The sequence below is a fragment of the Candidatus Thiodiazotropha sp. LNASS1 genome (genome assembly GCF_964212655.1).
In the GTDB taxonomy this organism is placed as follows: domain Bacteria; phylum Pseudomonadota; class Gammaproteobacteria; order Chromatiales; family Chromatiaceae; genus Thiodiazotropha.
In genome coordinates, this window is record NZ_OZ156465.1 from 801,956 (window position 1) to 824,166 (window position 22,211).

Sequence of the window (22,211 nt, forward strand, 5' to 3'; positions counted from 1 at the left end):
GAGATTGAGTCATTAATCGATTCTACATTGAATCTTAAGGCCTCCGGAAAAGTGTCACAGCAGTGACACACAACATACTTCCACACTAAAAAAAATGAATCACATCTTTATCCCTTGCCGGGAAACGGGCAACTCAATGTAATCGGAACGTAAACAACTGTTTCGACCATTACGATCCGAATCGCACTTTACAGCCCTTGCATGCTTTTGGCTGAGTAGCTAAGGCTCTAGCTAACTCATTGAAGATATTAGCGATAGACATGATGAACTCAGAGATGAATGCAGATTCCGCAGCTCTGACATAGATAGCTTCAGACTTACCTTATTAAGATTCTATTATAATAAAAACAAAAGGTTATCCAGACTTTAGAGAAATATTCAGACATTCATTGGCTAACACCAGCAAAAACAAGAGTGTCGTAAGGATTGTTGAATTCCTGCGCCGGCGAGTGATCTAACTGTTCAAGTGCCTGATTAGCTGCTCACCACAGGGGCAGCCGCGGATTGTTCCTGTCCGCGCCCATATTTCACACATCAAAGCAGCAGTTGCAACTCGATATATTTCGTTTGGCACACAAGTTGCTCTTTTGTGTTTGTCGCTCTGAAAGACTGCCTGTAATCGTGCGACAGGATCGTTCTAAATGTACCAAATGTGAGGAGTCTATCGATAGCGAGGGAGAAGCTGAACCGACAAATTTCGATTTTATCCGGTCTCTATCCGGTCTCTAAATCGATTAATTTTACCTTGTAGAGGCAGTCCCACAAATAAAACCCGAGGATACATACTATGGTAAAAGCAAAACGCAAAGTTCTGGCGATATGCTTCACTGCCTCTGCAATGCTCAGCGCTGCAGGTGGAGTGACGGCAAATTCAGAACTGCTGAAAATGCAAAACAACCCAAACGACTGGGTAATGCCTAACGGCGATTATGCAGGTACCCGCTACAGCAAACTGGACCAAATCAACACGAGTAACGTTAAGGACCTGAGGGTTGCCTGGACCTTCTCCACCGGCGTTCTTCGTGGTCATGAGGGCGGCCCCCTGGTACTCGGGGATGTTCTGTATATCCACAGTCCGTTTCCCAACAAGGTGTTTGCCCTTGACCTGAATGATGACGGCAGAATCCTCTGGAAGTATGAGCCGAGGCAGGACACCAGCGTTATTCCGGTTATGTGTTGCGATACCGTCAACCGCGGTCTGGCCTATGGCGACGGAAAGATCATTCTTTCACAAGCTGACACCACACTGGTGGCCCTGGATGCAAAGACCGGCAAGAAAATCTGGTCCGTGAAAAATGGCGACCCGTCCAAGGGCGAGACCTCCACTGCGGCTCCCATGGTGGTAAAAGACAAAGTCTTTATCGGTATCTCCGGTGGTGAGTTCGGTGTGCGTGGCTCCATGACCGCCTACAATCTCAAAGACGGCAAACTGGCATGGCGCGCCTACTCCATGGGACCGGATAGCGATACCCTTCTGGATCCTCAGAAGACTACCCATCTCGGTAAGCCGGTAGGAAAAGACTCCGGTATCAATACCTGGAAGGGTGACCAGTGGAAGATCGGTGGCGGTGCCACCTGGGGCTGGTATTCCTATGATCCGGACCTGAACCTGATGTATTACGGTTCCGGTAACCCCAGCACATGGAATCCGGTTCAGCGTCCCGGTGATAACCGTTGGTCGATGACCATCTTCGCCCGTGACGTGGATACCGGCATTGCCAAGTGGGTCTACCAGATGACTCCGCATGACGAGTGGGACTATGATGGCATCAATGAAATGATCCTGGTCGACCAAAAGATCAAGGGCAAGATGCGCAAGGCCCTGGTCCACTTCGATCGTAACGGTTTCGGCTATACCATGGATCGCGCTAGCGGCGAACTGTTGGTTGCAGAGAAATTCGATCCTGCGGTCAACTGGGCGACCCATATCGACATGGACACCGGTCGTCCACAGGTCGTAGCCAAGTACTCCACTCATCAGAACGGTGAAGACGTCAACTCCACCGGTATCTGCCCGGCGGCTCTGGGAACGAAGGATCAGCAGCCCGCCAGCTACTCCCCGCGTACAGGACTCTTCTATGTACCGACCAACCATGTCTGCATGGACTACGAGCCGTTCCAGGTTTCGTATACCGCGGGTCAACCCTATGTGGGTGCAACCCTCTCCATGTACCCGGCGCCAGGCGGCACCCATCTGGGTAACTTCATCGCCTGGGATGCCGACAAGGGCAAGATCGTATGGTCCAACCCCGAGCCCTTCTCCGTATGGAGCGGCGCACTCTCCACGGCTGGTGACGTAGTCTTTTACGGCACTCTGGAGGGTTATCTGAAAGCGGTCGATGCCAAGACGGGTAAAGAGCTGTACAAGTTCAAGACCCCCTCCGGCATCATCGGCAATGTCAATACCTACATGCACAACGGCAAGCAGTATGTCGCGGTCCTCTCCGGACTCGGTGGCTGGGCCGGTATCGGTATGGCTGCAGGTTTGACCGACCCGACAGCCGGTCTGGGTGCTGTGGGTGCCTATGCATCGCTCAGCGACTATACCCAGCTGGGCGGCACACTGACTGTATTTGAACTGCCGAACTGAGGGATTGATATCCCATAGCTGGCGCCGCCACCCACCCCCTATGCGGTGGGTGGCGGCTAAGTCCCAACATAGATACAACACCTAACTGGTTTCCATGAGGCTAAACATGCAGCGTAACAAGTTAAGTAAATCCCTAATAGTGGCGACCATCGCCCTTACCTACTCCTTCTCGGGCTACTCAGCTGCATCCAAGGCCGATTACAAAAATTTTGTACCTTCACCTGAGCAACCCTACTACTTCGAAGACGGCAAGGTCGACTTCGGCACCTATAACGGTTTTCGTCGTTATCATGCCGACTGCCATGTCTGTCACGGACCGGCCGGCATGGGCAGCTCCTACGCACCGGCACTGCTCGAGTCACTGAAAGTGATGTCCTATGGCGATTTCGTTAATGCAGTCGTCACAGGAAGGGAAGGAATGAACAATAGCGTGATGCCCTCTTTCGCAAAGAACATAGATGTCATCAAGTATATTGCCGATATCTATGCCTATCTAAAGGCTCGCTCAGACGGTGTCATCGGGATGAACAGACCCGCGAAGTTTCCAAAAGTCAAAAAACTGATCGCGGACAAATAAACAGGGATTCGGATATATCCCATCACTGCGGAGTCAAGCGTCAAATCTTGGGAACAGCAGCGGTGGGACCAATGTCCTACTATCTATCTAACTATCTATCTGTCATATCATATGAGCGATCGAGGACTAGCATAATGCCAACAACAGGTTCGTCGTTTTGCAGCAAAACGTTGAACCTGATTTTCTTCCTCTTGCCACTCATTCTGCTGCTGGCTCCACTCTCCGCCTGGTCTAAAACCACCTATGAAGCCAGAAACAAGGAGTATCTGACTGTCTGTGGCGATCCTAACCACATGCCCTTCTCGAATAAAAAGCTGGAGGGATTCGAAAACAGGATCGCCAAGCTCATCGCCGATGACCTGAACCGAACACTGCGTTATCACTGGTGGCCACAGACCATAGGCTTTGTGCGCAACACACTTAGTATTCGTCTTTGCGATCTGGTAATGGGTGTCACTTCGGTCAACGAACTGCTACAGAATACCAATCCCTATTATCGATCGGTCTATACCCTGGTATATCGAAAGGACTCAGGACTGGCTCTCCGCACCCTCAATGCCGCAAAGCTCAATGATCTCAAAATAGGTGTCGTCGCAGGTACGCCCCCGGCTACCCTGTTGAGCAAATACGGTTTGCTGGATCAGGTCCGTCCCTATCAGCGTACTGTAGACACACGTCTTTACTCACCTGCCACCCGGGCAGTGGAAGACGTGGCGGATGGAACTATCGACGTCGCAGTGATCTGGGGTCCTATAGCCGGCTATGTGGCCTCCAGGCAGGAGACGCCACTCTCGGTGATTCCCCTGCCGGCAAAAGTGGACTCTGTTCCATTGGCTTTCAATGTCTCCATGGGCATCCGTCGTCGTGAATCGAATTGGAAACACCAGCTTAATCTTGAATTGGAAAAACTCTCTCCGAACATTGAGAAGATATTGCTTGAATACAACATACCTCTGCTGGATAGAGATGACAAACTGATACAACATTGAAATCCGAATTCACACAAAGAGCGCTTGCAAAGCCACTCCATGGTGTGGTGTCCGTTCTGCTGCTGCTCGTCACGTCAATGACAGCTTACTCTTCCGGAGCCCTACAAGAGAACCCCGAACACTTCTCAGCCGACGGCTATCGCATCGCCGAATTTCGCGCCCCCGTACCGGACTCAGTCCCAGCTGGAACCACCATCACAACGCAGCAACTGCATACTCTGATCAAGCAGCAGCATGTGGTGCTGATCGATGTGATGCCGACACCGGTCAAACCCAAGGACCGGCCTGACAACCTGTTATGGTTGCCACCTGCAAGGCAGAACATCCCAGATTCTCACTGGCTGCCCAATGTAGGCTATGGCGCCCTCTCCGATGAGTTGGATAGCTATTTCAAAAACCATCTGAAGCGGTTTTCCAACGACGACAAAGGCACCCGGATAGTGCTCTATTGTCTTGCCGATTGCTGGATGTCTTGGAATGCCGCAAAGCGGGCGGCAACAGAGTACGGCTACACCAACATCTACTGGTACCCGGACGGGACTACCGGATGGGAAGCGGCCGATCTACCGCTTGAGAAAAGCGAAGCGATACCGATGCAGTGAGTTATTAGTCAAGATAGTATGCAATGCTGCGGGCCAGTGAGCCCAGTCTCTCTTCAATCACCCTCGGACGGGTACAGAGGTGTTGAATGAAATCTTCGCGTTCATCGAACATGCGCTGCTTGATCTCCATCTCCTTCTGCATCAGTGCCAGGCGCTCCTGTGCGGCTTGTGATGGATCCTCCTGCAACTGGACCATCTCATCGAGCTCATGACTCAACCTGTTGGCGCGTGCCGCTTGACCACGGGCATAGCGGATAATGCCATCGAGTTTTTTCTTGCGTTCCTCATTCAGTGTCTGAATAACGCCGGCAAACAGCAAAGTTAGCCTGGAATCCTTTTCTGAAGAATCCTGTTCAGCGGAAAATTCGGCAATTTCCGCATCGGCCGCATCCAGATCATAGTTCGACACAACGAACCGCTTTACCAGCCCTGATACCTCTTCGTCCTGTTCCCAAGCATGCTCCAGTCCCGCTATCGATGGCCCGGCCCACACTACGGCCGCGGGTATCTCGTGTACTAACGCCTGCTCACAAGGCCAGTCGGGCGGTCTCTCTTCCGCACCCAAGGGTAGTGTAACCGTGAAAACAAACAGCCACAGACAGTATCCAAACTTCTTCATCTTTGAAAACTCCTCTTACGGCCGGTTGGCTTAGTGTTAACAGGCCCTAACCTCCGCCCTGTTTACGCGTCATCAGACCGCGTGCAGGATCGTATCCGTAGAGCGCCCCGGCAAGGAATAGCAGCAGAGAACCGACAACTGCAAAAAAGGCAATCCAGCTGATCTGACCGTAAAGCGCAAATCTGGTCAATTCCACCGCATGGGTAAAGGGGTTAAAACGACAGATTTCATAAAGGAAAACGCTGGAATCCTTAATCCGCCACAAGGGATAGAGCGCTGACGATGCAAAAAACATGGGGAATATGACAAAATTCATGACCCCGGCAAAATTCTCCAACTGCTTGATTGCGGAAGAGAGCAGCAGGCCCAATGCGCCGAGCATCAATCCCGACAGAAACAGGGCTGGAAACGCCAGAAGGTAACCCGTCAGCGGTGGCTGTACATCCCAAAACCAGGCGATAGCCAGAAAGAGGTAGACCTGGGCGATTGCGACCAGGGTGCCGGCGACCAGTTTGCAAAGCAGAAGATACCAGCGTGGAAAGGGACTGACCATCAACATCCGCATACTGCCCATCTCCCGGTCGTACACCATGGAGAGCGAACTCTGCATACCGCTGAAAAGCAGGATCATCGCCGCCAACCCGGGGACGATGTACTCCTCATAGAGGATATAGGTTTCATAGGGTGGAATGATGGAGACACCCAATATGGAACGGAAGCCGGCAGCGAAGATGAACAGCCATACCAGGGGACGAACCAGGGCGCCGAAAAATCGCTCACGCTGGTGAAGAAACCGTAGCGATTCGCGTAGTGTGATTCCCAACAGACAACGAAGATACTGCACAAAGGTCATGATGCATCACTTCGTGTCAGGCTGTTGAATGCCTGTTTTACGCTATCCGTTCCGGTCTCCTGCATGATCTGGCGGGCGCTGCCATGGGCAAGCACCTTGCCGTCGTGCAGCACTACCAGGCGATCTTCAGTCTCGACTTCATCCACCAGATGCGTGGCCCACAGCACACCGATACCGTCCTCGCGGCAACGTTTACGCACCTGCTGCAGGATCGCCTGGCGGCTGTGGATATCGAGCCCTACGGTCGGTTCATCGGCCAGTAGTAGACGGGGTTGATGCAGAAGCGCCCTGACCAGCTCAACACGGCGACGCTGACCGCCGCTCAGCGCCCTCACCTTATCATCGGCACGGTCTCCCAACTCGATTTCATCCAATACTGTCTGCATGCGTGTTTTTAATTCACCAATATCCAATCCCTGTAAGGCGCAGTGATAGCGAAGGTTCTGCATCAATGACAGATCCAGATCCAATGTCGGTTGCTGAAACACAACCCCCAATTGCGCCAATGCCTTACGGGTCTGGTTATGAAGGTCGTAACCGTAGATGTCGATCGCGCCGCCGCGACTGACAAACAGCCGGGTGATAAGAGAAAAGAGGGTTGTCTTGCCGGCACCGTTGATCCCCAGCAGAACACAGAACTCGCCCGGTTCCAGTGTAAAGCTGACATCATCCAACACCTGGCGCTTGGTATAGGAAAAGCTGACACCTTTCAATGCGAGAGCGGCTGCACTCATGGACGAACCACAACCCCCCAGGGCAGACGCCCCACCCTGATCGACTTTCTCACCTTCAAGCGGTCGACATCTATGACCGAGATATCGTTACTCACCCCGTTGGTGGTGAAGATGCGCTTTTCATCCGGTGAGAAATCTAGGTTCCAAACCCGCTGTCCAACCAGAAGATACTTCTCCACCTCGAAAGAGGAGGTATCGATCACAGCCACCCTTGCGGCCGGCCCCAGGGCGACAAATGCCTGCTTGCCGTCCTTGCTGATTTTTATACCCACGGGCTGGATGGATTCTTTATGAATACCGGGTATCTTGAAACCGATCTTCTTGACGATCTTGCGACTCGCCGTATCGATCACACTCACCGTGCCACCGATCTCCGATGAGACCCATACCTGCTTGCCATCATGGGTGAACTGGGCCACGCGTGGCCGCTGATCGACCAGTACGTTATCTTCCACCTTCAACGTCTCAAGGTTGATGAAGTGGGCCATGTTGGTGGTTTCGGATGTGTTGACCAGCCACTTTCCGTCGGGGCTGATTCCCATCCCCTCCGGTTCCACACCTACCTGGATCTCCGTCACCTTCTCCCGCTTCTGTACGTCAACCATGGTCACCATGTTGTCGTCCTCGTTGGCGGCATACAGATATTTACCCTGTGGCCCAAGTACCAGCAGTTCCGGGTCGGGACCGGACGGCAATATATGGGTGACCTTGAGACTTTCCAGATCCAGCACTTCAATGTGATCGGCATCGCTGGTGCAAACGTAGAGGGTTTTGCCATCGTTGCTGAGGGCAATACCCCGTGGACGCTCGCCTACTTTTACCGTCTCCAGGACCTTGAGACTCTCTCCATCGATTATCGTGATTGTGTTGTCCTTCTCGCTGCTAACGTAAATAGTGTAGGCTTGCGCCCCGCTGCTGACTATCATGGAGATGGTAAACACCAATCCATACAATGAGTGGCGGACGCCTGGATTGCAGCAGGAAAATGAAAAAAACATTTACTACTCCTCCGTTTTTATCGCTTACGAATTACAGCCGAACCGGAATTTATCTATCAGGGGCTACTTGCCGCATTTACTCTCCGGACGATCGTAGCCAAGGGTATCCAGAGTGGAATACTGATGTAGAAAACCCTTCTGCGGCGAGACGGATATCATCAACCGTGGAGAGGTGATCAACAGTGGTTGGCGCAACTGACCGTTCCAATCCCGATAGGTCACCGGTCTGCCCTTAAAAGCGGCCAGATTGAATTCATCACTGAGGATGAAGGCCTTCAGCTTGTCCGTCTGTTTGCCGGCAGTGCGTGTCGCTGCCTCACCGATACTGCGTACGGCCACCCAGGCTGAAAAATCGCGATCGGTCATCCAGCGGCCATTCTTCTCCTGGTAGCGCCGTTGAAACTGGGTTGCTCCCCACTGTTCGTGTACGCCGCTCCAGGCAGCCGGGGAGAGCCCGTGAGAACCGCCAACCGGCCGCGGAAGATAGGTACGGTAGTTTAAAAACTCACCGAACTCATCCCGTTCATCAGCCACGATCAGGATGTCGTAATCCCCTACCTGGGTGAATGCATTCACCTCTTCCTGTTCTCGGGTGTGTCCCGAATCGGTACGCCTTGCGCCGGGTTCGAAGGTCCATACTTTCTCTTCGACAATCTTGTGGCCGTATCGTTTGGCCGCCCGCTTGAGTGCGTCCGCATAGGCCTTGTCCTGCGGATGGCGGCCCACTACGAGAAACCACTCGTTCCAACGTTTCCAGGTCAGATACTGGGCCAAGGCATCCGCCAGCATGGCTCGGCTGGGGATGGTATGAAGCAGGTTGGCTCGGCATTCATGGGTTCTCAGTGCATCATCCCTGGCGCCGATATTAAACAGCAGGCTATCCTTCGCTTCGGGCATATCCGCGATTTCAATCAGCTTGTCCGCGGGCAGATTGAGGAGGAACAGCCTGGTGCCCTGCCGATGCAATTCCAGGAAGGCCTGATTCGGACTCTGTTCAGGCTTGACCTTCATCGACGTGAGTTGAAATGACTGTCCGGTAAACTGCCCGGTGGTGTTGTTGTCGCTTATGCCCTGCTCGGCCCCCGACTGGCCGGTGTCGTCAATAACCGGTCTCAACAATGACAACGGTATGTGTTTCTCCTGTTCCATTCCCAGCAGAGCGATGGATACATCGAGTTTGTCTGCAGCACAGGCGATGCCGAAGCAATACAACCCGCTGAATATGATCATGAGGCCAACAGAAAATCGATAGGGAGGCTTTTTCTTATTGTATGGATCCAATCTACTCAAAACAGCTCCAGAAACAGAGTCGGAATTAATAAAGTCATGGAGTACTTTTGCAAGTTCCATACCATTAGACGGAGTTCCAGTTGTCGATGGTCCGTAATCAGAATCGGGCCACACCCACCTGCCAGGCTGAACCAATCAGTGTCAACGCTGACACACTTTATGTTAACGGATCTCTTGCACAGAACAGAACATGCCCTTCGATGCACTATCCAGATCTATTCATCTTAGCCCAATTCAAGATTGCCGGATAATACGTTTTATCCACATACTTCGTACGGTTCACAGGCCTCAGGCAAACTGTATATCACTTGGTACAAACATCCTGCTCATTTTTTAAACAGTTGATCAGGCATGATATTTGCTCGATAGGTTACAGCAATTCGACAGGGGCAATCGGTTCTTTCGCAATAACAGAAGAGATCTTAAAAACAGCTTGAAATCAGCACCAGCGGCAAATGTCTCTTTGGCCTGGTGAATAATCAAAATACAGGAGGAACAGACTATGAATATTACAACACATCCCGAGGATTCCGTCCTCAAACGCCATTTCGATGCAACTGTCGAGATGAAGCGCCAAATCTGGCTTCAAACACCGCCGACGGATTCGATCCTGCACCGCCACGCCATAAGCATGAGTATTCATCCAGCTGACCGGCCAACTACCAGGGTAATAGATACCTCATCACCTGCATATAACAGATCATCTTCGACTGCAACGGCACGACAGGCTAGTGATGGGAAAAATGGGATCTTATCCTGGTTATTCGGCCTGTTCCGCAGTGCATAAAAAAATAGACAGGGCTATCCGGATTCAGGTCAAAGGTTGTCGATTTGCGTATCTCCGACAAGCGGATATACACGACGTCGGCAAACATCTTTTAGGAGTTTGATTTATGCTCAAACGCAGTATCATTATTGCCAGCCTTTCTGCGTTGCTGTTCACATCCACAACAGCGGTTGCAACCAAGGTTTTACCACCACCGAAACTCAATGAAGCACAAAAGCTGGTTTTTTTTAAAGACCACCTGAAGGGCGTTCCGAAAGGCAGTCGAATCGATTACGGTTTTAAAAGCATGACCAAGGATGCCGACAGTTTTTCGGATAGTATCGAGATCAAGGTAACCGACGTGGTCGCCGAAGGTAAACGGGATCTGGAGTTCAACTTCCTGACCGGTTCACATCATATCGACTTCAGTCCCGCCAAGGCATACACTGGCAACCCGGTTATCATTCACTTTCTGGAGCGGGATATTTCCAAAATGGCTAAAAATACCGGTGGCAATATCGGTTTTTTTCGTAATCGGATTCGTAATTCGTTTGCAAAGCCGATGGTAGTGCGTGAGATAGATTTCAAACTCAATGGTAAGGCGATAAGCGGCACAGAAATCGTAATCACGCCCTTTGTTGCCGATCCTTATGCAGAGAATTTCAAACTCTATGTCAATAAACGCTATGAGTTCATATTTTCTGACCAGGTTCCAGGGGGTGTATATCGCATCCACACCAAGGTACCCAGCGACAGTGGAGATAGTGTGCTCATCGATGAAGACATGATATTCCGGCAAATCACTCCGGCTATTTAGGGCCCTAGGGCCTGTTAACACTAATCCAATCGGCCCTAGATAACGATGTGCACGAAATCAGAGGTGGCGTTCAACCATGAATAGATCAAAGTTTTCCTTATTCCTAATCTGTTTTGGCTTGGCATGTTGCCCAATGGCAAGCGCAGAAGAGTGCAACGATACAGCCGGCAGTAACGACTATCCGACCTCCGCCAGGGTCGACTACGTGATTGGTTGCATGGCGTCGAACGGCCAGACACACGAGATGATGCAGAAATGCTCATGCAGTATCGATCTCATCGCCAAGGCCATCCCCTATGAAGAATACGTGCACATCTCGACGCTATTGAGCCTGCAGCAGATGACTGCGGCTGGAAGAAACGCCATGTATAAAAGCTCCACCTGGTCGCAAAAAGCGGTAGCCAAACTGAGAGAGGTGCAGGCCGACTCCACCTTGCACTGTTTCTGAAAATCAGCCTTTACTGTTTTCCGTCAGATCTATGCTATGGGAGAAAGATCTCCCCTTGGAATCCTTTACATGAACCTCCAGAACCCCTGTCTCTTCCGGTGTGAAACCAAATCGAATACTGGGGTCCTCGCTGATGGAAATATCGGTGTCAGCGGTAAACACCTCTTCGCCATTGTAGGTAACCTCGATTGTCCTGATAAAATCCGCTGGTATGTAAAAGCGAGAAACCTGATCGAACTGCAGGCCTGAATTGTTCGGGTGTTTTATCAACAATTGGGTCGCGACAAGATCTCCATGACTGTACTCCTCAGGCAAACGAAACTTGATTTTCCCCAACTGCGCCGCGGCTGCAGCCGGATCCTTGAGTGAAGGCGCAGAACACCCCCCTGACGCCTTGACATAATTGTTCACCATGTACAACTTGCCATCACTGAGCTCGGCGATTGCGCGTAGATCGGTATAGGCATTTATACGCACCCTTGTCGACAGGGTTTCCCAACTGTGCTTTCCGGGAAAATGGAAAACCGCCGCCACCGGCGAAGGATTATTATCGATCACCAAATAGAGGCTCTTTATGTAATGATCGGGTGTCTGCTCGATCTTGGAATCGATGGCTATGGGAACGATCGCCGCATCCATTGCCCTGGCTGGGGACTCCAATCCCAGAACCTCCTCACCGCTAAGGATGCTTTTATCGCCAAACAGAGAGGTCTTTATCTGAAACCAGCGATTTCCATCATCATTTGCCCATGCATTACCGGTTGCAAGACACATGCACAGCGTGATCGTTGCGAATGTGAGCCAGATATTCCGTATCCCGCCGTTTTGTTTCATCGTTGTGACAGCTGACATAGCATTTGTCCTCGTATGAGAAAAGGAAATTGCCGGCACCCGCAAATCTTTGCCATACCTTCCAGGGCCTGTTGACACTCATGCAATCGGTCCTAAATTAGATCAATTATTCAAACAAGCGTTCCAGTCATTGAAAATGGCTTGTCTTTCAACACAGTCCGCTATCCTGCAAAAAGGTTCAATCTGTATAGACAAGTTCACCCGTCGCATCTACCACAATTAATCCATAACATTAATCGAACACTTAACCACTGGAAAATTTGTGGTATATCCCGCCTACTCCCACTCCAATTCAGCAAACACAGCAGTCACATTCCTGCCGTGGAACTCATTGAACAACAGCCAGTTGTCCTTTTCCTCCCGGCCCACGCTTTCCACCGCCTGGGTGATGGTTCCACCCTTTTTAATGATCGCTCGGATGTCTGCCGCGATAATCTCCAGATAACGTTGCTGAGCAGCCAAAGCACTCTGCCATTGGGCTGTAACAGACCCATGCCCCGGGACGATACGTTTCACCTTTCCACATTGCCCATTAGCCTCAGTCTCAATGGCCTTTGAACGATTCTTCGCATCATCTGAGGAAACGGCAACGCAGGCCTGCTTGCTGAGTTTTTGGATAACCTTCAACCATCCCAACAGGCTGCCATCCACTACCGGCACACGCTCTACAAAAAGCAGATCCGAGAGCCACAATGTCCCGGTTTTGTCATCATAGACACTTAAATCATTATTCGTATGCGCCGTCGGATAGGCCTGCAAATGGAGAGATCTGCCACCAAGGTCCAGTCGCTTCACCTGATCGACGCTGACACCCTGGGACGGAAACACCATTTGTGTGCCTTCCGCAATGTCTCCGAGAATCTGTTTCATTCGATTCAGATAGGTTGACTGCCGCCTCGCCAGGGCATCTCCCAGGTGTTCATGACCGATAAAGACAGGATCATCCTGTTTGAAGGCAGCGGCACCGAGGGTATGATCGGGATGCATATGGGTAAGGATCACATACCCGATAGGCAGTTGGGTGATTTCACGGATCATCTTGCGTAACGCCAATCCTTCCCGGTAACTGCTGCCGGTATCGATCACCGCCACACGCTGACTGCCCACAATAAATCCTGTATTGGCGATATGCCCATGATTGTGTGTGGAAAACTCTTCTTGAATTCCCGGCCAGACATAGATGCCAGGGGCGATTTCCCTGGCATCGGCAGTCCGGGCCTGAAGTCCGTCCATGCTCAGAAACAGCACGATGCCGACAGTTAAGACACGAAGACACTGGATAACCTGTAAACTGAGTATCTCCTGTGTCATACAGGCCTGTCTTAAACTGGAGATCACTCGCATCTAAACCTCTTTGTCAATCGCACATCGTTAAGCCTATGCATATTTGCGGCCAACACCGAATAATTCGACATAACAAAGCCGGTAGGGAAATGATTGTGTTGCTGAAGACACAGATACTGCTCAATGTGCGAGAAAACTGGTGCACTGATCAATCGACAACAGGCTCATACACCGCACTGGACAGTGGCACATGATTTGCAATACTCATTTATTGATAAAAAAATCAAAACCCAATCCACTTTTTTCTTGAAGGGAAAAACACTTGTCATCAGTAGAAGTAAAGACAGACAAACGACGACGTGGCCGCGGCAAAGGCCGTCGCGTGAAAGCGAGCATATTGGCTGAAGTGCGTGAACTGCTGGGAGAGGAAGCCCCACGCCGCCCTGATCTGTTGATCGAAATGTTGCACCGTATTCAAGACCACCTGGGATACATTTCAGTGGATCATCTGGCGGCACTTGCACAGGAGATGAGCCTATCCAGTGCCCAGGTGTACGAAGTGGCCAGTTTCTATCACCATTTCGATCTGGTTAAGGAGAACCAAACGCCACCGCCATTGACGATTCGGGTCTGTGACTCCATCTCTTGCAGTCTGGCCGGGGCTGAAGATTTGATTAACAACCTGCAGGCAAACCTGGGTAGTGGTGTTCGGGTGCAACGAGTGCCGTGTGTCGGTCGTTGTCAGGAAGCACCCGTTGCCGTGGTGGGAAAACAACCAGTACCCGAAGCCGATACAGTCAAGGTGAAACGACTGCTGAATATGGCCAACAGCGAACCCGAGTTACCCGACTACTTGGACTACAAAGGGTATCTGGGTGGCGGCGGTTACGCTCTGCTGCAAAGCATGGAAACAGATGAACGCGATGATCGACACCCCCATCGGCTGTCACCCGAGCAGGTAATTCAGTGCTTGGAAGACTCGAATCTCAGAGGTCTGGGCGGAGCGGGATTCCCTGCCGGTCGCAAATGGCGCATTCTGCGTGAACAACCGGCACCCCGCCTGCTGGCGGTGAACATCGACGAAGGTGAACCGGGCACATTTAAGGATCGGTACTATCTGGAACGGGATCCACACCGTTTTCTGGAAGGGGCGCTTATCGCTGCCCGGGTGGTCGGTATCAGTGAAATCTATATCTATCTGCGCGATGAGTACACCGCCATTCGCGGCATGCTTGAGCGTGAGTTGTCGGCCTTGCGGTCTAACCCTCCCTGCCCGCTGCCGCCCATCCATCTGCGCCGGGGGGCCGGTGCCTATATCTGTGGCGAGGAGTCGGCGATGATCGAGTCGATCGAGGGCAAACGCGGTATGCCCCGTCAACGTCCCCCCTACGTAGCCCAGGTCGGACTCTTCGGTCGTCCTACCCTGGAGCACAATATGGAAACCCTCTACTGGGTACGCGAACTGCTTGAACGGGGCGCTGACTGGTTCACCAAACAGGGCCGCAATGGCCGCCATGGCCTGCGCAGTTTTTCGGTCAGCGGCCGGATCAACAAACCCGGTGTGCATCTGGCCCCCGCGGGTATAACAATGCACGAACTCATCGATGAGTATTGCGGCGGTATGCAGCAAGGGCATGAGCTCTACGCATACTTCCCCGGTGGTGCATCCGGCGGTATCCTGCCCGCTTCAATGGCCGACATTCCACTCGATTTCGATACCTTGCAGCCCTATGGCTGTTTCATCGGCTCAGCCGCCATCATCGTCCTCTCACAACACGATAGCGCCCGGGAGGCGGCGCTCAACGCGATGCGTTTCTTCGCTCACGAATCCTGCGGCCAATGTACCCCCTGCCGGGTCGGCACCGAAAAGGCTGTAACCCTGATGGAGCGGCAGCATTGGGATCGGGATCTGCTCGAAGAACTCGCCGGCGTGATGATCGATGCATCCATCTGCGGATTGGGACAGGCTGCGCCCAACCCCATGCTGAGTGTACTGAAATATTTTCCACAGGAGCTGGAACATGACGCGTGAGCCTCAGCCATTCCCACAACGCATCAGTTTCACACTGGACGGCAGGCCACTCAGCGCCGAGCCGGGAGAGACCCTGCTCCAGGCAGCTAAACGGGCCGGCATCGATATCCCCCATCTCTGCTACAAGGATGGCCTGCGCCCCGACGGCAACTGCCGTGCCTGCGTGGTGGAGATCGAGGGTGAACGCGCCCTGGCTGCCTCCTGTTGCCGTACACCGAGTGAGGGAATGGTGGTCAAAAGCCAGGATGAGCGACCGCGCAATGCGCAACGGTTGGTGTTGGAACTGCTCCAGTCCGATATGGCAGAAACCCGACACACCCACAGCAATGAACTCGATCACTGGTGGCAGAAAATGGAGCTGGGCAGGCCCCGTTTCCCTGTCCGCCAACAACCGGCAGCGGATCTCTCACATCCCGCCATTGCGGTGAACCTGGATGCCTGCATCCAATGCACCCGCTGTCTGCGCGCCTGTCGCGAGGAGCAGGTCAACAATGTGATCGGTTATGCCCGTCGAGGCGCCGCCTCGACTATCGTATTCGACGCCGGAGACAACCTGGGCGAGAGCAGCTGTGTGGCCTGCGGTGAATGCGTGCAAGCCTGCCCCACGGGCGCCCTGATGCCTGCCAACGGCAACGGTTCGGCGCTTACCGATATTGAGAAGCAGGTCGATTCGGTCTGTCCCTATTGCGGAGTGGGCTGCCAGCTCACCTATCACGTAAGTGACAACCGCATACGCTATGTCACCGGACGTGACGGGCCGGCCAACAACAGCCGCCTGTGTGTCAAAGGACGCTATGGTTTGGACTATACCCACCACAAGCACCGTCTTACAGTGCCGCTGATTCGTCGTGATGACGTCCCTAAACAGGCCGAGCTGGGACTCGATCATGACAACCCCTTTGTCGGTTTTCGTGAAGCGAGTTGGGATGAGGCACTGGCATTCGCCGCCGGCGGCCTGCGCAATTTGCGGGATGAACAGGGGCCCGCAGCGTTGGCCGGCTTCGGCTCCGCCAAGGGTTCAAACGAGGAAGCCTATCTGTTTCAAAAGCTGGTCCGCACCGGTTTCGGCAGTAACAATGTGGATCACTGCACACGTCTTTGTCATGCATCTTCCGTGGTCGCGTTGCTGGAGATGATCGGTTCAGGCGCGGTCTCCAATCCGGTGGCCGATGTGGACAAGGCTGAAGTGATCATGATCATCGGTTCCAACACCACCGAGAACCATCCGGTGGCGGCCACATTCATCAAGAACCAGGTGAACGCAGGCAAGACCCTGATCGTGATGGATCCCCGACGCACCACCATCGCGGGACACGCCACACACTTCCTCCAGTTCAAGCCCGATACCGACGTCGCACTGCTCAATGCCATCATGCATGCGGTCATCGAGCAGGGATTGGTTGATAAGGAATTCGTCCACAATCGCACCAGCGGTTATGAGATATTGGAGGAGCACCTGAGTTCCTTCACCCCGCAGGCCATGGAGCATGTCTGCGGCATCGATGCCGACACCATCCGTGAGGTGGCGCGTCTATATGCTTCTTCCAAGGCATCCATCATCTTCTGGGGCATGGGAGTCTCCCAGCACGTACACGGAACCGACAATGCCCGCGCCCTCATATCCCTGGCCCTGATGACGGGCCAGATCGGCCGTCCGGGTACCGGACTGCATCCGCTACGCGGACAGAACAATGTACAAGGCGCCTCCGACGTTGGGCTCATTCCCATGGTCTTTCCCGACTACCAGCGGGTGGACAACCCGGCGAATCGGGCAAAGTTCGAAGCCCTGTGGGAAACCACCCTGGACCCGAAACCGGGCCTCACTGTGGTTGAGATCATGCATGCAATCACCGATGGCACGATCAGGGGCATGTATATCATGGGTGAAAATCCCGCCATGTCGGACCCCAATCTAAACCATGCACGCAAGGCACTGGCCAGTCTGCAACACCTGGTAGTGCAAGACATATTCATGACCGAGACCGCCTGGTACGCAGACGTCATTCTTCCCGCTACAGCCTTCGCCGAGAAGACAGGCAGCTTCACCAATACCGACCGGCGGGTACAGCTGGGGCGTCAAGCGATAGATCCACCAGGCAAGGCCCGAAAGGACCTGGAAATCATCCAGGAGATGGCCCGTAGGTTAGATCTTGACTGGCACTATAGCCATCCCAGGGAGGTTTTTGCCGAGATGCGTCAAGCGATGCCCAGTATCGCCGGCATCTCTTGGGAGCGCCTGGAGCAGGAGGGCGCCGTGACCTACCCCTGTGAAGATGACGACGATCCTGGACAACCGGTGATATTCACTGAGACATTTCCCACTCCCTCAGGCAAGGCAAGCTTCACACCCGCACCCTTCACCAACGCCGATGAACTGCCGGACCGGGAGTATCCCTGGGTATTGATCACCGGCCGTCAGCTGGAACACTGGCATACCGGAGCCATGACCCGGCGCGCAGCGGTGCTCGACACGATTGAACCGATCCCGGTCGCCAGTCTGCATCCGGAGGAACTCGCACGTATGGATATCGAACCCGGCGGCCCCATCAGGTTGCAATCGAGGCGTGGCGGGGTGACCGCATTCGCCCGTGCCGATGAGGGCATATCTCCCGGCCAGGTATTCCTCCCCTTTTGCTACCATGAAGCAGCGGCCAACCTGTTGACCAATGAAGCGCTGGATCCGGCTGCCAAGATACCTGAATTCAAGTTCTGCGCGATTAAGGTAATGCCCGCTTCGGATTAAATCCCATATCAGGCTTATGCATGTCAAATTTGAGCAAATTGACAGGTGGTGTGACACATATGTAACAGTTTTTTTATTTTTATAACAATGAAATGTGAACAACTGAAACCGCTTCACAAAATGATCGGTTTTTTTCAACATATAACAGGATGTTACGAACTCCAATCAGATGTTGGCCCGCATTCTGCGTATAAAAACTAAACGTGTAAGTCACATTTTTTATTCAAGGTTGTTTGAACACCTGCATAGGAAACAATTTCAAGCGGTAGAGAAACACCAAGGCATTTTTTTTAACTTTGCGCTATAGAACGGCTATCAAACAGGCTGACAACGAACCGGCACCGCACAAGCAATCTTGTACTGATTTCCTCCACCCTTCATGCCCTTCTTGTGGTTATCCCCTAGCCACATGGGGCATTTTTTTCCCAATCTCCCATTGTGCAAAACACCTTCAAAAGTTAGGAGTATTAGGATGAGGGAAACTAAAAAAAGCTTTCCTGATTACCGACAATACTCAGCCACCGATTAGGTGAAAACCAAGCCGCACATGCTCGCAAATAATTATAAGTCCGCAAGTGAACTCGAATAAACGCTAATCGATATATTCACACTCCAATGGGGTAGATCGAATGGATCCTATCCTACAGCTTCGTGTTCATTTGCTGACTATTCATAATATGCGTCTATTTGCGGCTTGCATTCACAGCGCCCTCAGTGACGGTGAAGCAGGCTAAAGCCCATACCTGAGAATGGCGGGTAATCAGGTAAACTTTTGTGAAATCTCTAATGCATTTTTTTTATATTTATATCGCACCTTGGATCATAAACACTTCTTCTCATTGCGAATTGCCCAAGCCACATCAGCCGCCTGCCGATTCTGCCAGACATCATGTACCCGGAATACCTTTACCCCCGCCATCACACCCAGTGCAGTAGTTGCACAGGTTGCCGGCATCAGTGCCTTGGGTTGTGCCTGATTACAGATCGATCCCATGAAGCGCTTGCGGCTGGCACCCAGTAACAGCGGATATCCCAGTTCGCTGATCTGTTGCAAATCGGCCAGCAGTTGCAGGTTATGCCGCTTTAACTTTCCGAATCCGATACCGGGATCGAGCAATAGCGCTTCAGGTTTAACACCTGCCATCAATGCCGCCTCGACCCGCGTATGCAAGAATGATTTCACTTCTGCAACCACATCCCGGTACGCCGGCGCATGCTGCATCGTCTCGGGTGTGCCCTGCATGTGCATCAAGACCAGTGGGATACCTGCGGATGCCGCCAATGCAAGAATCTCGGGATCCTCACGACCTGCGGAAATATCGTTGATCATATTGGCCCCGCAGTCGAGCGCATGGCGTGCAACATCGCTCGAGGTTGTATCGATGCTGACAGGAAAGCCATCGGGCAGGCTATCCCTCAATGATCGCAGGGTATCCAGGACCCGGCTTTTTTGCTCGGCGGCACTGACTCTCATTGCCTCCGGACGGGTTGATTCCCCACCGATATCAATGATATCCGCCCCCTCTTCCACCATTTCCATGGCGCGCGTTACCGCCGATGCAGGATCGTAACTGCCACCATCGGAAAAACTATCCGGGGTCAGGTTTAATATCCCCATGATTAATGGATGTGAAAAATCTAGAATTGACATAGAGTTATCTTGAAATTCCCTACGGATTGCGATTTGTCAATCTAACGATATTGACATAAACTCTAGTTGATTAAGTAATTAACATTGATCGGATTTATTCCGTCACTCACCCCCTGACATAATAACTACAGCGAGAGGTCACGGAAGCTTTCTCCATCGGGGCCTTTTGCGACCAGAGGTAGATGAAGGTGGACAGAATTATCCTGCACAACGAATTTTCAAATCATGAAGAGTTCGTGCGTGCTGCGCTCGACAACAGCCACATCATTCACTCCTCCGAAATAGACGACCTGACACTCAGATCCTGGAGGCGTTGCCGGGACGAATACGGACTCGATCCCGGCATGTCGCCCGAACCGGTCATTATCGATCGTCAGGATTTGCACGATCGTCTGCAAAGATATGAACGCCTGCTGGACATTGCTCGGGTGGAGATGACCGATCTCTACCAGCAGTTGGCCGGATCCGGGCATGCCATCATGCTCACTGACAGAGACGGCATCCTGCTCAATTTCATCGGTGATCCCCAATTTACCGATGCAGCCGCACACGCCGGCATGCAACTGGGTGCAGTCTGGAGCGAATCGGTTCAGGGCACCAATGGCATGGGTACCTGTCTCGTGGAACAGAAACCCCTTGTCATTCACAAGCAATCCCATTTCTTCTCACGTAACGCCAGCCTGACCTGCGCGGCAGCACCCATCTTCGATCCCCACGGAGAGATCCTGGCGGTACTCGATGCCTCCAGTGAATCCAAGATGGCCCAGCAACACACCATGGTATTGCTGAACATGTCGGCCCAGATGATCGAGAACCGGGTCTTCTTCTGTGCCATGAAAGAGGCCTTCGTGCTTCGTTTTCATTCCCGTTCGGAATTCATCAGCACACTTGGCGAGGGAGCCATCGCCTTCGACAGGGACGGCAAGATAGAGGCCATCAATCGCAGTGCCATGTTTCAACTCAATCTGGAGTCGCCCCAACAGATAGTCGGACACCCTATTCAGCAACTCTTCACGACTTCCCTGGGCACCCTTCTCAGAAATGTGCATTCCCATGCCTTCCCTATACGGGAATCGCAACATGGCAAACGTTTCTTCGCCACTCTGCAGGCACCTGAGAAAAGCTGCAGAAGCAACACAACTCCATCCGACGCAGTCAACGTGCTTGGCGAGAATGACTACCTGGGAAGCACCGACTCCCTCGACGCCCTGCACTTTGATGAACCGCGCATGAAGCGCAATGTGAAAACGGCCTTAAAGCTGGTCGAAAGGGATGTCCCCTGCATGCTCTTCGGTGAGACCGGTACCGGTAAGGAGATGTTCGCGCGCGCATTGCATAAAGCGAGTTCTCGCCATGAAAAACCGTTTGTCGCTGTGAATTGCGCATCGCTGCCGGAATCGCTGATCGAGAGTGAGCTTTTCGGTTACCGACCTGGCGCATTTACCGGGGCAAATCGTGACGGTAGCCGGGGCAAGATTGTTCAGGCAGACGGAGGCACACTGTTTTTGGATGAGATTGGCGATATGCCGCTTCATCTTCAGGCACGCCTGCTTAGGGTGCTCGAAGAGCGAGAGGTTACCCCCCTTGGCGGGGAAAAGCCTATCAAGGTCTCCATCAAACTGATCAGTGCCACTCACCATGACATCAAAGGCATGGTTGAGGATGGCGATTTCCGCGAAGATCTGTTCTATCGGCTGCATGGCGTTTCTTTGACCATGCCCCCACTGCGGGAACGCACGGACAGGCTGCAGTTGATCAAGAACATAGCCCAGCTGGAAGCTGGCGTTTCAGAGGAGTTAACCTGGGATCCTGAAGCACTCAAACTGCTTGAGAACTTCCCATGGCCCGGCAATATCCGACAGCTGCGCAATGTGCTTCGGACCTCCACGGCGCTGTGCGAAAACAATATAGTAACGATTAACGATCTGCCTGAGGAAATTCGCAATATTGTCTATGATGACGAGTTTTCCGATGGACCTGATGCCAATCTCAATGCATTGGCGATTGCTGAACGTGACGCACTGTTGAGTGAACTCGAAGAGATGCATTGGAATATCAGCCGGGTTGCCAAAAAGCTCGCACTCAGCCGCAATACGCTCTACAGGCGTATGAAGCGTTTTGGGATTTCACCACCTCGTTGATATCGTACCAATCCGATCTGATCAAGAAACCAGTCACTCATATCCATTACGATAGCGCTCAGTCTTCTATCAATGTTTCATTATGAATGAAATAATTCAGTTAGTGCTGAACTATTTCGAAACCACCAGGTATAATTGGCTCACTTCTTGCGGTTAAAACTTTCAATCAAAATAGTCAAAGCAGATCAGAGCCAACCGTTTAAAGTCGATGATTGTATTTGGGCC

At 52.4% G+C, this 22,211-nt stretch carries 18 protein-coding genes; 10 read left to right on the top strand and 8 right to left on the bottom strand.

Features of this window, described 5'->3' with window-relative positions; translation table 11 throughout:
* Positions 1–838: 838 nt before the first annotated feature.
* The 4 genes from xoxF5 to AB8516_RS03545 all read left to right on the top strand — a co-directional run bounded on the left by xoxF5 (position 839) and on the right by AB8516_RS03545 (position 4,758).
* Positions 839–2,590 (top strand): lanthanide-dependent methanol dehydrogenase XoxF5, encoded by a 1,752-nt coding sequence (gene xoxF5, locus AB8516_RS03530; protein ID WP_369163225.1) that lies wholly within the window; start codon positions 839–841, stop codon positions 2,588–2,590.
* Positions 2,591–2,696: 106 nt separating this feature from the next.
* A complete protein-coding gene (locus tag AB8516_RS03535) occupies positions 2,697–3,167 on the top strand; it encodes a c-type cytochrome (RefSeq protein WP_369158131.1) in 471 nt (156 codons plus the stop codon).
* A 134-nt stretch (positions 3,168–3,301) separates the two neighbouring features.
* Positions 3,302–4,156, top strand: coding sequence for a substrate-binding domain-containing protein (locus AB8516_RS03540; RefSeq protein WP_369158133.1), 855 nt, complete (start codon positions 3,302–3,304; stop codon positions 4,154–4,156).
* Entirely contained in the window at positions 4,153–4,758 is a 606-nt protein-coding gene (locus tag AB8516_RS03545) for a PQQ-dependent catabolism-associated CXXCW motif protein (protein WP_369158135.1), read from the top strand. Before AB8516_RS03540 ends, AB8516_RS03545 begins: the two co-directional genes overlap by 4 nt.
* Positions 4,759–4,762: 4 nt before the next feature.
* On the opposite strand, the gene AB8516_RS03550 is transcribed toward AB8516_RS03545, so the two are convergent.
* From AB8516_RS03550 to AB8516_RS03570, 5 genes are all read right to left on the bottom strand, one after another.
* Positions 4,763–5,377, bottom strand: coding sequence for a hypothetical protein (locus AB8516_RS03550; protein ID WP_369158137.1), 615 nt, complete (start codon positions 5,375–5,377; stop codon positions 4,763–4,765).
* A 46-nt stretch (positions 5,378–5,423) separates the two neighbouring features.
* Entirely contained in the window at positions 5,424–6,230 is an 807-nt protein-coding gene (locus AB8516_RS03555) for an ABC transporter permease (protein ID WP_369158139.1), read from the bottom strand.
* The gene (locus AB8516_RS03560) at positions 6,227–6,964 is read right to left on the bottom strand and encodes an ABC transporter ATP-binding protein (protein ID WP_369158141.1); all 738 of its coding nucleotides are present in this window, start codon (positions 6,962–6,964) and stop codon (positions 6,227–6,229) included. The genes AB8516_RS03555 and AB8516_RS03560 overlap by 4 nt, the downstream gene beginning before the upstream one ends.
* Positions 6,961–7,962, bottom strand: coding sequence for a YVTN family beta-propeller repeat protein (locus tag AB8516_RS03565; RefSeq protein ID WP_369158143.1), 1,002 nt, complete (start codon positions 7,960–7,962; stop codon positions 6,961–6,963). Before AB8516_RS03565 ends, AB8516_RS03560 begins: the two co-directional genes overlap by 4 nt.
* A gap of 63 nt (positions 7,963–8,025) precedes the next feature.
* Complete coding sequence (locus AB8516_RS03570) at positions 8,026–9,252, bottom strand: ABC transporter substrate-binding protein (protein ID WP_369158146.1); 1,227 nt, start codon at positions 9,250–9,252, stop codon at positions 8,026–8,028.
* A gap of 502 nt (positions 9,253–9,754) precedes the next feature.
* On the opposite strand from AB8516_RS03570, the gene AB8516_RS03575 reads away from it, so the two are divergent.
* The 3 genes from AB8516_RS03575 (at position 9,755) to AB8516_RS03585 (ending at position 11,283) form a co-directional block, all read left to right on the top strand.
* Positions 9,755–10,039 carry a hypothetical protein gene (locus AB8516_RS03575; RefSeq protein ID WP_369158148.1) on the top strand — a complete coding sequence of 95 codons (285 nt, stop codon included), beginning with the start codon at positions 9,755–9,757 and terminating at the stop codon, positions 10,037–10,039.
* 106 nt (positions 10,040–10,145) lie between these two features.
* On the top strand, positions 10,146–10,835 hold the full coding sequence (locus AB8516_RS03580; protein WP_369158150.1) for a hypothetical protein: 690 nt from the start codon (positions 10,146–10,148) through the stop codon (positions 10,833–10,835).
* 133 nt (positions 10,836–10,968) lie between these two features.
* On the top strand, positions 10,969–11,283 hold the full coding sequence (locus tag AB8516_RS03585) for a hypothetical protein (protein ID WP_369158152.1): 315 nt from the start codon (positions 10,969–10,971) through the stop codon (positions 11,281–11,283).
* A gap of 3 nt (positions 11,284–11,286) precedes the next feature.
* On the opposite strand, the gene AB8516_RS03590 is transcribed toward AB8516_RS03585, so the two are convergent.
* Both AB8516_RS03590 and AB8516_RS03595 read right to left on the bottom strand, forming a co-directional pair.
* Positions 11,287–12,135 carry a quinoprotein dehydrogenase-associated SoxYZ-like carrier gene (locus AB8516_RS03590; RefSeq protein ID WP_369158155.1) on the bottom strand — a complete coding sequence of 283 codons (849 nt, stop codon included), beginning with the start codon at positions 12,133–12,135 and terminating at the stop codon, positions 11,287–11,289.
* A 276-nt stretch (positions 12,136–12,411) separates the two neighbouring features.
* Positions 12,412–13,479 carry an MBL fold metallo-hydrolase gene (locus AB8516_RS03595; RefSeq protein WP_369158157.1) on the bottom strand — a complete coding sequence of 356 codons (1,068 nt, stop codon included), beginning with the start codon at positions 13,477–13,479 and terminating at the stop codon, positions 12,412–12,414.
* 262 nt (positions 13,480–13,741) lie between these two features.
* Here AB8516_RS03595 and AB8516_RS03600 point away from each other — a divergent pair, with 262 nt between their 5' ends.
* On the top strand, positions 13,742–15,451 hold the full coding sequence (locus AB8516_RS03600; RefSeq protein WP_369158159.1) for an NAD(P)H-dependent oxidoreductase subunit E: 1,710 nt from the start codon (positions 13,742–13,744) through the stop codon (positions 15,449–15,451).
* Positions 15,441–18,194, top strand: a complete 2,754-nt coding sequence (gene fdhF / locus AB8516_RS03605; RefSeq protein WP_369158161.1) for a formate dehydrogenase subunit alpha — start codon at positions 15,441–15,443, stop codon at positions 18,192–18,194. Before AB8516_RS03600 ends, fdhF begins: the two co-directional genes overlap by 11 nt.
* Before the next feature lie 820 nt (positions 18,195–19,014).
* Here the strand turns inward: fdhF and folP are convergent.
* Positions 19,015–19,845, bottom strand: coding sequence for a dihydropteroate synthase (folP, locus tag AB8516_RS03610; protein ID WP_369158163.1), 831 nt, complete (start codon positions 19,843–19,845; stop codon positions 19,015–19,017).
* Positions 19,846–20,033: 188 nt separating this feature from the next.
* Here folP and AB8516_RS03615 point away from each other — a divergent pair, with 188 nt between their 5' ends.
* On the top strand, positions 20,034–21,986 hold the full coding sequence (locus AB8516_RS03615) for a sigma-54-dependent Fis family transcriptional regulator (protein ID WP_369158165.1): 1,953 nt from the start codon (positions 20,034–20,036) through the stop codon (positions 21,984–21,986).
* Positions 21,987–22,211 lie beyond the last annotated feature (225 nt).